Source organism: Klebsiella sp. YJ (assembly GCF_002108615.1).
Classification (GTDB): Bacteria; Pseudomonadota; Gammaproteobacteria; order Enterobacterales; family Enterobacteriaceae; genus Klebsiella; species Klebsiella planticola.
In genome coordinates this window covers 1-12,693 of sequence record NZ_MTEG01000054.1, presented here as the reverse complement: position 1 = coordinate 12,693, position 12,693 = coordinate 1, and the positions used below count along the sequence as shown (strand labels likewise).

The 12,693-nt window shown below is 50.2% G+C and carries 13 protein-coding genes and 1 pseudogene; 9 read left to right on the top strand and 5 right to left on the bottom strand.

What is annotated here, in order from left to right:
• Positions 1-23: 23 nt before the first annotated feature.
• Positions 24-740, bottom strand: coding sequence for a LysR family transcriptional regulator (locus BV390_RS29090; protein ID WP_085397596.1), 717 nt, complete (start codon positions 738-740; stop codon positions 24-26).
• 264 nt (positions 741-1,004) lie between these two features.
• On the opposite strand from BV390_RS29090, the gene BV390_RS29085 reads away from it, so the two are divergent.
• The 6 genes from BV390_RS29085 (at position 1,005) to BV390_RS29060 (ending at position 5,820) form a co-directional block, all read left to right on the top strand.
• A complete protein-coding gene (locus BV390_RS29085) occupies positions 1,005-2,498 on the top strand; it encodes a UbiD family decarboxylase (protein WP_032687712.1) in 1,494 nt (497 codons plus the stop codon).
• An 11-nt stretch (positions 2,499-2,509) separates the two neighbouring features.
• On the top strand, positions 2,510-3,118 hold the full coding sequence (locus tag BV390_RS29080; protein WP_032687711.1) for a UbiX family flavin prenyltransferase: 609 nt from the start codon (positions 2,510-2,512) through the stop codon (positions 3,116-3,118).
• A gap of 9 nt (positions 3,119-3,127) precedes the next feature.
• A complete protein-coding gene (locus tag BV390_RS29075) occupies positions 3,128-3,844 on the top strand; it encodes a DUF554 domain-containing protein (protein ID WP_032696191.1) in 717 nt (238 codons plus the stop codon).
• A gap of 52 nt (positions 3,845-3,896) precedes the next feature.
• Positions 3,897-4,484, top strand: coding sequence for an isopentenyl-diphosphate Delta-isomerase (gene idi / locus BV390_RS29070; RefSeq protein ID WP_085397595.1), 588 nt, complete (start codon positions 3,897-3,899; stop codon positions 4,482-4,484).
• Between the two features lie 9 nt (positions 4,485-4,493).
• Positions 4,494-4,943 (top strand): YhbP family protein, encoded by a 450-nt coding sequence (locus tag BV390_RS29065; RefSeq protein ID WP_085397594.1) that lies wholly within the window; start codon positions 4,494-4,496, stop codon positions 4,941-4,943.
• 148 nt (positions 4,944-5,091) lie between these two features.
• Positions 5,092-5,820 (top strand): SDR family NAD(P)-dependent oxidoreductase, encoded by a 729-nt coding sequence (locus BV390_RS29060; protein ID WP_047664899.1) that lies wholly within the window; start codon positions 5,092-5,094, stop codon positions 5,818-5,820.
• 238 nt (positions 5,821-6,058) lie between these two features.
• Here the strand turns inward: BV390_RS29060 and BV390_RS29055 are convergent, their stop codons facing one another.
• Complete coding sequence (locus tag BV390_RS29055) at positions 6,059-6,412, bottom strand: winged helix-turn-helix transcriptional regulator (RefSeq protein WP_032696367.1); 354 nt, start codon at positions 6,410-6,412, stop codon at positions 6,059-6,061.
• Positions 6,413-6,794: 382 nt separating this feature from the next.
• Between BV390_RS29055 and BV390_RS29050 the strand changes: the two genes are divergently transcribed.
• The 3 genes and pseudogenes from BV390_RS29050 to BV390_RS31725 all read left to right on the top strand — a co-directional run.
• On the top strand, positions 6,795-7,634 hold the full coding sequence (locus BV390_RS29050; protein WP_032696187.1) for an SDR family oxidoreductase: 840 nt from the start codon (positions 6,795-6,797) through the stop codon (positions 7,632-7,634).
• A 172-nt stretch (positions 7,635-7,806) separates the two neighbouring features.
• A complete protein-coding gene (locus BV390_RS29045) occupies positions 7,807-8,823 on the top strand; it encodes an alpha/beta hydrolase (protein ID WP_206098737.1) in 1,017 nt (338 codons plus the stop codon).
• Positions 8,824-9,126: 303 nt separating this feature from the next.
• Positions 9,127-9,318: pseudogene (locus BV390_RS31725) on the top strand (ISNCY family transposase); the annotation flags it as partial.
• 185 nt (positions 9,319-9,503) lie between these two features.
• Here the strand turns inward: BV390_RS31725 and BV390_RS29035 are convergent.
• From BV390_RS29035 to BV390_RS29025, 3 genes are all read right to left on the bottom strand, one after another.
• Positions 9,504-10,052, bottom strand: a complete 549-nt coding sequence (locus tag BV390_RS29035) for a DUF4451 domain-containing protein (RefSeq protein ID WP_223306625.1) — start codon at positions 10,050-10,052, stop codon at positions 9,504-9,506.
• A gap of 164 nt (positions 10,053-10,216) precedes the next feature.
• Positions 10,217-12,091 (bottom strand): potassium transporter Kup, encoded by a 1,875-nt coding sequence (locus tag BV390_RS29030; RefSeq protein WP_085397593.1) that lies wholly within the window; start codon positions 12,089-12,091, stop codon positions 10,217-10,219.
• A gap of 23 nt (positions 12,092-12,114) precedes the next feature.
• A complete protein-coding gene (locus BV390_RS29025; protein WP_085397592.1) occupies positions 12,115-12,636 on the bottom strand; it encodes a DUF1003 domain-containing protein in 522 nt (173 codons plus the stop codon).
• Positions 12,637-12,693 lie beyond the last annotated feature (57 nt).

Genomic DNA, 12,693 nt, shown 5'->3' with positions numbered 1-12,693 from the left:
GAGGCGCGGGAATAAAATCCCATTCAGACGCCGGATAGATTCAAGCAAGCCAACTTGTCGTCAAAATCGGTGTTGCAAAAACGGGAGTGACCATAGATTCCGTTTTCCGAAAACAGGTCGACAAATTTCTCGTATATTCCTGTCCCCTCGTAGCGCCTTAGCAGAACCAGCGGCATTGACGCCAGCTGCGATAACGCCAGCGGTTCGTGCGGCGCAACCGGTAATATTTTTTTATTAATCACCGCCACCGTTGCTACCGGAGGAAATTCATGGCACTGAAAAGCGTCATCCGGGTGCGGCCGCTGCATAAAAGCGATATCAATGAGACCGTCATGAAGAAAAGATTCTAAATTACTGGAGTCCGAAACGGTAATGCGTAATTCAATATCTGGATTGCGGCGATATAACTCCAGAATAAGCGGCTGGAAATAAGATTGAAATAAATGAGTCAGTCCTATACGGATAAAAGCATTTTCCCGCTGGGCTATTTTTACCGTCTCCCGAACGGTATCTTCAAGCTGATTGAGGATGTGGCATGCGCGGTGATAAAAGTAATTACCGGCAGTGGTTATTTCCACGCCGTTTCTGCTGCGGACCAGCAGCTGCGCGCCAAGCTCGTCCTCCAGCTCCTGAATGCGCTTACTGAGCGGCGGCTGGGCCATATTCAACTGGCGCGCAGCCTCGCTGATCGAGCCGTGCTCGATGACTTTGCAGAAATACTTTATGCGTTTTAAGTCCATCTGATACTTACCTTGATAGTCACTGCTTTGCGAGTTATAGGAGGGTTAGGGCGGGATGTCAATAAACTTAAGTCGTACAGGGATATAATTACAGAGCGTATGCCATTGTCTTTTTTGTTAAATAAATATCCATTTAATGTTAATTAAAATAATGCATACCATTTTAGTGTGGCCGTTATGACATAAACGGTATTTGTCCATCATATTATTAATGTCTTATATTTTTTGCACCGCAACATTTATTATGCATAAGAGGTTTTACTGATGGAAAATATCCCTCCAGAAAAAGAAAACACCATCCATGATTTGCGCTCCGCGCTGGAACTGCTGCAGCGTACGCCAGGTGAATATGTTGAAACCAGCGTCGAAGTCGATCCGCAGGCGGAGTTGTCCGGGGTTTATCGCTATGTGGGCGCGGGCGGCACCTGCGAGCGTCCGACGCGTAAAAACGGCCCGGTGATGATGTTCAATACCATTAAAGGTTTTCCACAGACCCGGGTGGCTATCGGTATCAACGGCTCACGTAAACGCGTCGGCCAATTTCTGAACTGCGCGCCGGAAAAACTGGGCCAGCTGCTGAAAAACTCGGTACAGACGCCAATCGATCCGATTCTGGTCGAGGGGAACGCCATCTGTCAGGAAGTGGTGCACTATGCTGACCAACCTGACTTTGACCTTCGTACGCTGCTTCCCGCGCCGACCAATACCGAAGAGGATGCCGGCCCGTATATTACCATGGGGTTATGTTACGCCTCCGATCCGCAAACCGGTGAGTCGGATATTACCATTCACCGCCTGTGTATTCAGAGCCGGGATGAGCTATCCATGTGGCTGACGCCGGGACGCCATATAGACGCGTTCCGCATGAAAGCGGAAGCCGCAGGCAAGCCATTGCCGATCTCTATCAGCATCGGCGTTGACCCGGCAATTGAAGTAGCCGCCTGTTTTGAACCGCCTACCACGCCGCTGGGTTTTGATGAACTGAGTATCGCAGGCTCCCTGCGCGGTCATGCGGTGGAAATGGTGAAGTGTAAAACCATCAATGAACGCGCTATCGCCCATGCGGAAATTGTTATTGAAGGTGAACTATTACCCCATGTTCGGGTACGTGAAGATCAGAATACCAACACCGGTAAAGCCATGCCGGAATTCCCAGGCTATACCGGCGAAGCCAAAGCGGCGCTGCCTGTTATCAAGGTCAAAGCCGTCACTCATCGCCGCAATCCAATCTGGCGGACGACAGTGGGTCCCGGCGAAGAGCACGTCAACATGGCCGGTATCCCGACCGAAGCGAGCATTCTGGAAATGGTTGAGCGCGCAATGCCGGGCAAACTGCTGAACGTTTTCGCCCACTCGGCAGGCGGCGGTAAGCTGCTGGCGATCATGCAGTTTAAAAAATCAGCGCCCACTGACGAAGGGCGCCAGCGCCAGGCTGCGCTACTTGCTTTCTCCGCTTTCCCGGAGCTCAAGCATGTGATTCTGGTCGACGAGGATGTGGACATTTTTGACAGCGATGACGTGATGTGGGCAATGCAGACCCGGTATCAGGGGGATGTGGATACTCTCTTTATTCCAGGCGTACGTTGTCATCCGCTCGACCCGTCCCAGGCGGCAGGTTACAGCCCGTCAATTACCCAGGACGGTATGTCATGCAAAACGATTTTCGACTGTACCGTGCCGTTCCATCTGAAAGCGCATTTTGAACGTTCTCATTTTAAAGAAGTGGACGTGAAACGTTTTCTGCCGGATTTCGAATAAAGGAGCAAAGCATGGCCACACAACGCATTATCGTCGGCATCAGCGGCGCGTCGGGTTTTCAGTATGGCGTCAGGGCGCTGGAGTTACTTCAGGGCCGCGGGCTTGAAGTGCATCTTGTCATGTCGAAAGGCGCGGAAAAAACCTGCGAACTGGAAACGGACTATCGGCTTGCGGATGTCACGGCGATGGCGGATGTGGTCCATTCTCCTGGTAATCTGGGCGCCGCGATCTCCAGCGGCTCGTTTAAGACGCTTGGCATGCTGGTAGCTCCTTGTTCCATGCGCTCGCTTGGCTGTATTGCCCACAGTATGACGGACAATCTGCTTACGCGCGCGGCAGATGTGGTCCTCAAGGAGCGCCGCCGACTGGTGCTGATGGCGCGTGAGACGCCGCTCAACCTGAGCCACATACGTAATATGCAGCTGGTGACGGAGATGGGAGGGATCATCTTTCCACCGGTGCCCGCGCTCTATCAACGCCCGCAGACCCCGGATGAGATTATCACTCATAGCGTGGCGCGCGCGCTGGATCTGTTCGGCCTGGATGTCCGCGCCATTCCTCGTTGGGGGGAAGAGGGGCTACCCGCACAGCCGGAGAGCGTCGTTCCTGTCACGCTCTGAGGAAATAATATGTTAATTGGACCCTATGTTAACGGTGGCGCTGTCATCGTGGGCGGCCTGCTCGGCGCCCTTGCCAGCAGTGCTATTTCGGAGAGGGTAAAAACCTCGCTACCGCTTATTTTTGGGCTATGTTCGGTTGGCCTTGGGATCAATCTGGTCATTAAAGTGACGTTTATGCCCGCCGTCGTACTGGCGATGATCATCGGCACCGCTATTGGTGAAATCCTTTATGTCGAAAGAGGCATCGGCAAGGTGGCCGGTTCCACCCGTTCAGTTATCAACGCTTTTTTACCGCCGGTGAAGGGATTAACCCAGGAGGCGTTCACCGAGAAGTTTGTGGCGATCCTTGTACTGTTTTGCGCCAGCGGTACGGGTATTTTCGGCGCTATGCATGAAGGCATGACCGGCGACCCGTCGATTCTCTATATCAAGACGGTCCTCGATCTCTTCACCGCCGGGATTTTCGCCACCATGCTGGGGTTTGCGGTGATGACTATTGGTTTGCCGCTGATAGTTATCCAGGTGGCGCTCGCGATGCTGGCCACGATGATCCTGCCGCTGCTCTCGGCGGATATGATGGCGGATTTCTCCTGTGCCGGCGGCCTGTTAATGGTTGCGACCGGTTTACGTATCTGCAATATCAAGATGTTCCCGGTCGCCAACATGCTACCCGCGCTGGTGTTGGTGATGCCATTCTCCTGGCTATGGGCCCATCTCATTGGTTAGCGCCTGCCGTTGCCCGGCGTATGCCGGGCATTGTGCTGCTTGAGGTGAAACAATGACATTACGCTCTGCTTATGAACATGTTGTATTGCTGGACGAGGAACAGAACCCTGTCGGCACGTTACAGAAACGGGTCGCTCATCATGAGCACACCCCGCGGCATCTCGCGTTCTCAACATGGCTATTCAACTCCGACGGCGACTGCCTGCTGACGCGACGTTCGCTTGATAAGAAAGCCTGGCCTGGCGTATGGACCAACTCAGTCTGCGGCCACCCGCAGTGGCAGGAGTCATTCGAGAGCGCAATTCGCCGACGCTGCCGCTATGAAGTTGGGGTAGAGGTGGAGGGGATTACGCTCGTTGACGAGACCTTCGGTTACTGTGCGACCGATCCGTCAGGCATTGTTGAAAATGAATATTGTCCGGTCTATGCCGCCCGGGTCACCACATCGCTTACGCTTCGTCAGAGTGAAGTTATGGATGCTCGTTGGGTGCCGCTTGCGGCACTTAGCGGGGCCGTGGACAACCTCCCTGAACTGTTTAGTCCATGGCTGGTGATGCAACTGTGTGCGCCTGGGAATATTGACCGGTTCAGGCAATATGCTTCGCAGCTGTCCGCTTACTCGCCGGTGCTAACGGCATAAGGAAAAGCCATGGAGATATTCTCTCGCATCAGCGAGTGGCTGAAGGTTCAGCATGTCGTGGCGTACTGCGTTAGCGACGGCGTATCGCTGTGGTGCGCCAACGCTTTCTATGTCTTTGACCCCGCCGCAGTCGCTTTTTACCTTTTAACCAGTCCCGCGTCACGACATGGTCGGATGGCGGGTAAACGGACTCTGGTCGCGGGTACCGTCAGCGACCAGTCGCAGACGGTTATCCACATTCGCGGCCTGCAATTTCGTGGCGAACTTCGCCAGTTGCAAAGTCAGGAGGGCGAGGACGCCCGTAAACGCTATTACCAACGCTTTCCGGCAGCACGCGTCATGTCTGCCCCGGTGTGGGCCATCGGCATTGATGAGATGAAATTCACTGATAATAGGCTTGGCTTCGGCAAAAAACTGTCCTGGCGACGCGACGGCGATCCCTCTTCATCAGCAAATTAGAGAGGAGAGCGGATGACAACCTGTACGCACGAAAGGGTCTGGTCATGAAGTGATTGGGGCGGTGGGCGTCAACGGCGCTCATGGCGCGAATGATACGCTGATAGCAGTAGGCTGCTGTCGAAGCATTAACGAATGAAAAGGAATAAACATGGCGGAATTGCAGAATAAACATTTGCTGATCGTTGGCGGAAGTTCCGGTATCGGCTTTGCGATAGCACAGCGCGCTGGCCTGGAAGGAGCCAGACTGACTCTGATGGGGCGTAGCCAACAACGGCTGGATGAGGCGCGCGCTATGCTGAAAGCGCAGAATATAAAGGTGTGTGAAACGCTAGCTTGCGATGCCCACGATCATGATGCATTGCAAGCCTGTTTCGCTAAGCTTGCGCCATTTGATCATCTGGTTTCGATGGTTGGAGACGCCATGGGCGGCGGTTTTCTGGCAGCAAGCATGGAGACTATCGAGCATGTCATTCACTCTAAATTTCTTACCAACGTAGTGATCGGGAAGCTGGCTGCCAAGAAGCTCCGTTCCGGTGGTTCGCTGATCTTTACATCCGGTACCGGTGGCCGGGCGCAGCATGCCTGTGCGAGCTATGTGGGTAATCTCGGTATCCAGGCACTGGTGCAGGGGCTGGCAGCGGAAATGGCGCCTGAGGGGAGGGTTAATGCGGTCGCGCCCACCTGGACCGTTACCCCTTTCTGGCGAGAACAGTCCAGAGAGCAAGTGGATAATACCCGCCAGCATTTCGCCAGCGTTATTCCACTGGGGCGTACGGCTGAAATTGACGAGCTGGCGTCTGCCTATTTGTTCCTGATGAAAAATGATTTTGTGACCGGACAGCAGCTAGCGGTGGATGGCGGGATCATGCTCGGTTAATTTTTCTGGCTAGTGTTAGAACGGGAGCCCTGGCGTTCCCTGAGCAATATCAGCGCATATAGCGTTCAAGTCCGGCGGTGTGACGCTGCCGGAAGCGGTTCTTTCCAGCGACGGCCGACGCGTTACTCAAGGATTAATCTTTGCCGAATAATTTGAAGCCGCCGTGTAAAAATTAGCGGTGAGGGGGCCTTAACAGGATGACGCCAAATTAAGACCTCGCCGGGAAGCATTGCAGATCTTACTGCTTCTCTAATGTCATTTTATTAACCAGAATATCTCCAATATTAAATTGTAGCCAATCCACGAGTTCTTTAATTTTACCCGCAGCCTCTTCGCCAAGTGGCGTGAGGGTATATTCAACGTGGGGCGGGACGGTGTTGAACGATTTTCGCAGCAACATTTTATTTTCTTCAAGCTGTTGTAGCGTTTGGGTCAACATTCGTTCGCTCACGCCTTGCACCTCCCGGCGAAGTTCGCCAAAGCGTTTCGTGCCATTTTTCAGCACTAACATTACAAGCAATCCCCATTTGCCCGTTATTTGGTGCAAAATTTCACGGGAAGGACATTGTGAAAGCAACACATTGCCCAGCATTCTGTCTTCTACAAAAAATTCTTCAGGAATTTTCTCGCGCAACGCAGTTTGATCCAGCCGATCGTGCATTTATAGAACCTATTTAACATAAACACTTACTAAAAGTAAGTTTAGTGAATTTAAGTCTCTCCTACAACCAAAAATGCAAAAAAATTGCCAGATCGGGCTGTTGATGATGCTATTTCTCCGCTTCATATAAAACAAACTCACTTTTATTTTATCTAAAAATCAATAAGTTAAAAAATAATGATAACTTAATCACATACTTACATTTTTGTACGTACTTCCTAAAAGTAAGTTTTAACCTATAATGAATCACATCAAGGCCGAACGATTCGGCAACCATGGTCGAAATTCAACATACTTTTCAAAGGAATACATAATGAAAACTATCGCAGTAACAGGTGCAACAGGTCAATTCGGCGCAATCGCTCTGGCAAAACTGCAAGAAAAAGGGGCAAACGCGATCGCCCTGGTACGTAACCCGGCAAAAATTTCAGGGGCGGAAGCGCGGGCATTTGATTATTCAAAAGTTGAAGGTCAAGTAGAGGCCCTGCAGGGTGTGGACACACTACTTTTAGTCTCAAGTAGCGAGGTAGGCCAGCGTGAAGTACAACATAAAAACGTGATCGAATCGGCGAAAAAAGCGGGTGTAAGGCATATTATCTACACCAGTTTGCTCGGTGCAACCAGTGGAAATACCGTTGGCTTATTAGCAGATGAACACATTGCTACCGAGCAAGCCTTAAAAGCATCAGGGTTAACCTATACTATTTTACGTAACGGCTGGTACACCGAAAACTATACCGCTTCTGTGCCAGCGGCATTAGCATTAAATGCATTTTACGGTTCGGCAAAAGATGGAAAAATTGCTTCAGCATTGCGTGCTGATTATGCGGAAGCCGCAGCAAATGTGGCATTCGGCGAAGGGCACGATAACCAAACTTACGAACTGGCAGGTGACAACGCTTATACCCTTACAGAATTAGCAGCAGAAATCAGCAAACAAGCGGGTAAAGAGATCCCTTACGTGGATATTCCCGCTGCAGATTACGAAAGCGCGTTGTTAAATGCAGGTTTGCCAGAAGGACTGGCACACTTACTTGCTCAGGCGGATGTTGATGCCTCAAAAGGGGCCTTATTCTCAACCGACAAAACACTTTCTCGTTTGCTCGGTCGCCCAACACAAGATTTAGCCGTAGCGGTAAAAGCAGCGCTTTAATTTTATTTTCAGGCGTGTTCTGCACGCCTTTTTTTATTGTTTGAATGTCACTGGTAATACACGACTCGAAGTCCGTATTTGGGCGCCTCCCTCTGACTTTTCCAAAAAATTTACCGGTTGCCAACAGCTGATTATCCTGATGACCAGCTCCAAATATAAAAAAGGAGGCAACATGGAACAACGATTACAGGTGGTAGAATTGAGAAACAATGCAATGAAAAAGTTAGCGACTTTGTTTACCGTTGGGATATTAGCGTTTGGGAGTTTGAATGTTATGGCAAGAGAACAGTCTGCCAATATGGATTCATTGCGTGAAATGATGAGCAAAATGCCTCGGGTGAACACGCAGGGGGTTACTTATAAATGGCTTGATATACCTTATGCGACTCAGTCAAACGCACAAAAGTTAGATATTTACTTACCCGGTGAAGGCAAGGCGCCATATCCGGTTATCATCGCCATTCACGGCGGTGGTTTCATTTTCGGCGATAAAGGCACTAGCGAAGTAGATGCTCCGATGACAGGGCTAAAACGCGGCTACGCCGTCGTGTCAATCAACTATCGCCTGGCTGGCGAGGCGACTTTCCCTGCGGCAGTATACGATGTTAAGGCCGCGGTGCGTTTTATAAAAGCGAATGCGGAAAAATATGGCTTAGATCCTCATCGGGTGGTGGCGTGGGGCGATTCTGCAGGGGCCAATTTAGCCTCAATGCTTGGTACAACGGCAGGCATCCCTGTGCTGGAAGATTTAACCCTGGGCAATGCAAAGCAAAGCAGCCGCGTGAATGCCGTAGTCAGTTTCTTTGGCCCGACCGACTTTAGTGCGATGGACGCCCAATTCAAGGAAAGTGGTAAAAAGTCGTTGCAAATTCACAATGCTGCGGATTCGGGCGAGTCACAATATATGGGGATGCAAATCAGTAAAATTCCTCATTTAGTTAGATTTGCTAATCCACAAAGCTATATTTCAAAGGATAGCGTACCATTTTTTCTGATGAACGGTTCGGAAGACCCAATCGTGCCAACCCAACAAAGTGAAAATTTTGCGAAAGCGTTACAAGCCGTGATTGGTGAAGATAAAGTTACCTACGTTCAGCTCCAGGGAGCAGGACACGGTACAGCCGAATTTGAGGCGAAAGAGAATTTGGATCAAGTTTTCCAGTTTCTTGAGAAACATCTGAAGCGTTAACTCTCTTAACGGTTTTAAGCCAGGTACGTGAACACCGCGGCAAAGATTTCGTTTCAGGTGCCCGGCAGCAAAGCATGCTGGCGCCTGAGCTCCTGAAGATAATGGAAACCTGTGATAACTAATTGAAGGAAGGGGATGTATATGACCGAGGCAGGTCTACGTGTGGTGATGCACTCAGTGCCCTCCAGATACAATTTAACATAATATACATTATGCGCACCAATGATGTGATAGCAAAATTGTAGTATCCGACCAGGACTAAGTTAACCATCAAGGGATTCTGATGACGGCGAGTTTTTCACGTTGGATGAAGTTAACCGACTCAAAACCAGTCAGGATGTTGTCGACCGGCGCTTGACAACACAGACGGCCGCGCAGCGCCTGGGTATCTCCGATCGTCAGTGTCGATGTCGTCTTCTTTCGCGTTATTGTGAATCTGGTCCACTGGGTATGGCTAGCCGTCGTCGCGGAAAACCAAGCAATAATGAGCTGCCTCTGGCCAATGAGACCGCACGTAAACTTTATGACCCGGGACGATTCACGGATCCCCAGAAAACTGCCACCGCGTGTACATCCGCCACGTCCACGGTGCTGCCTTACCGGAGATGTCATTGGATATTAAATCTCCGATGCAGCATCTCGCATCTTCGTTTCCTTATCTCCTGTCACTGCTGTCAAATTTATCTAAAACTCCACTGTGCCGTAATGACAAATACTGACGGTATGATAATGCCAACATCCATCCCAAAATAAGACGTAAAATTATACTGAAACCCATGATAGATATAGGGGGAAAAGCCTATTCCTGTCGCTTTCTTAAAATCATGGTATGAACCATGATCGCCGCAATCACTGAAAGCATCAAAGAAAAACTCACCTACATATCCATATATTCCCTTAAAAACCCAGCCGTTATCCCAACCTGCCCAATCCCTTCTTACGCCGGCAGCCAGGCATCTGTCATCAAAGCTGTTTTTCATCGTGCCTAGCACAAAACTATATTTTGAATCATCCGAGAATTTTCGCTCCACGGAGATGAAGTTATTTTCAAAATTCTCAGTATACTGCCCGTGATTGTGCGTTAAATGATAAACATATGAGCCCGTATTTATTGAGTACAGGTTTATTTCATCCGCAGAACAGTACCATGTAACCAAATACAAACTTCCGCACCACCACCATGTGGTATATCGTTTACGGCCATCCGGTTTATATTGCGCATTATCCATACACCCTCACATTGACTAAAGTACTGAAAATTATGGCTACATTTCTAATGAGCCACGGATTAGACAATTTTACTGAGCTTTGACAATATGCTAATTTTGCTCCAACGCTGACTCCGAAGCCGATAAAACCGCCGCCGGATGAACGCCATTTCTCTACTACCGCGCTAAATTGCTACCCGCCGACCAATTTCCACCACCTGATCGCCCGGCAAGCGATAGTAATTGGTAATGTGGGTACTGTTTCTCACCATAAACGCAAAACAGTTACGCTGCCACGCGACCATGCCATGCCCCTCAAGCGCGATGATCGTCTCGTGCCCCAGATACCAGGTGATCTCTTCAGGAACAAACGGAACCGCCAGTCCTGGGACGCTATGAAGAAGCTCTGGAATATGCGGTTGCTCCATAAAGCCATAATGCGCAACGCCCTGCAGATAACCCGGTGCCCGCTCGGTAAGCACCAGTCGCCTCCCCGCTTCCACATAAGGGATGTTCTGTACTTCAATGGTCAACGAGATGACTTGCTGTTGCAGAGCGCGATTGCGCGCGACGTGCCAGCGCATGACCGGCGGCACACCATTCTGACTACGCGTTAAAAACACCGAAGTACCCTGAACGCGAGGAACCTGCAGCCGGTTGATTTTATTGAAGAACTCATCGACAGCCATCACTTTCTCATTAATCGCGCGAGACGTGGCCTTCACACCGCGGTTCCAGATAAGCATAACGCCGCAAACGATCGCCGCCAGCATAAGCGGGATATAACCGCCCTCCATCACTTTCACCAGATTGGCAATCAGAAAACTGCTGTCGATCAGCAGAAAACTGACGGCCACCAGAGTGCTGGCAAGCAGATTCCAGCCCCAGATTTGCCGCATAGCCATGAACAGCAGTCCGGAGGTCATCAACATCGTCAACGACACTGCGATCCCATAGGCTGCGGCGAGGTTCTCCGATGACTTAAACGCAATTGCGAGACCAACGGTAACGACCATCAGCAGCCAGTTAATCGTGCCGATATAGATTTGCCCGTAGCTCTCCGCGGTGGTTTGTTTGATATGCAAGCGCGGAAACCAACCCAGCTGAATTGCCTGTCGGGTCATTGAAAACGCCCCGGTAATAATGGCCTGACTGGCAATGATGGTGGCCAGAGTGGCAAGAATAACTAGTGGAATTTGCAGGAACGGTGGACAAAGACGGAAGAAGATATTCTGTGAAATGTCCGCACCTGCAAGAATTATCGCTGACTGGCCTGCATAGTTGAGTAATAACGCCGGAAACGCCAGGCCAAACCAGGCCATCCAGATTGGTTTTCTGCCGAAATGGCCCATATCCGCATAAAGTGCTTCAGCTCCAGTGACACACAGAAAGACACCGCCTAATACCAGGAAGCTGCTGAAACCATTTGAGAGTAAAAAGGAGACACCGTAAGCCGGATTAATCGCCAGCAGCACTGCCGGATACTGGACGATACCCGATATTCCCAGCGCGGCAATTGCCACAAACCACAATGTCATCACCGGACCAAAGATTTTACCTATTTTAGCGGTGCCAAAGGGTTGAATGGCGAATAAGGTAACCAGAATCACTACCGTGGCAGGCAGTATAAAAGAGTGCGCCTCAGGAAAGATAATATTCAGCCCTTCAAGGGCGGAAAGCACGGAAATAGCCGGCGTAATTGCGCCATCTCCGTATATCAGCGCCGCACCAGTCAACGCAGAAAATGTCACCCACTTACTATCTTTACCTTTATGTACCAGCAATGACATCAGGGCCATGATTCCGCCCTCGCCATTATTATCCATACGCATGGCGAAGATGGCATATTTAACTGAAGTAACCAGAATAAGCGTCCAGATGATAAGCGATAATAAACCCAGAATGACGTCGGGAGTGGGACTATCGCCGGATAACAGAAGTATCGTTTTTAACGTATACAGTGGGCTGGTGCCGATATCACCAAAAACCACCCCCAGCGCTCCTCCTGCCAGTATGAGCTTTCCTGATGTCCTGTGGTTCGCTGAGTGATTATTGTCCATGATTCCCCGTCCACCTGCTTGTTTTATTTAATATTCTGATGTTGGGTGAGCTGTAGCGTTAATTTCTCAATGCGTTCAGCCATTTGCCGCGTCAGGTCCGTTAATTCGGTATTTTGCTGCAATAAAATCATCAACTGTTCAGATTGCCGCTGTGCGAGCCCCTGTCTCTGGCTTATATCTTCCGCCAGCTCCTCACGGTGCTGTGCATCGGCTAACGCGTGCGCCCCATCGCGCTCTGCCTGTCGGGTTTGCGCCAGCAGGATCAGCGGCGCCGCATAGGCTGCCTGTAAACTGAATGCCAGATTAAGCAAAATAAAGGGATAAGGGTCAAACCGGGTCCATCCGATAATATTGATAAGGATCCAGACAACGACAATGACCGTCTGTGCCACCAAAAACGTCGGTGTACCAAAAAAACGGGCGAATGCTTCAGCTTTCAGGGCAAACCACTCATCACCAAACGTATGCGAGTAGCGGGATAATGGTCGATGAAAGCGGAATCTATGGTCACTCCCGTTTTTGCAACACCGATTTTGACGATAAATTGGCTTGCTTGAATCTATCCGGCGTCTGAATGGGATTTTATTCCCGCGCCTCGATGA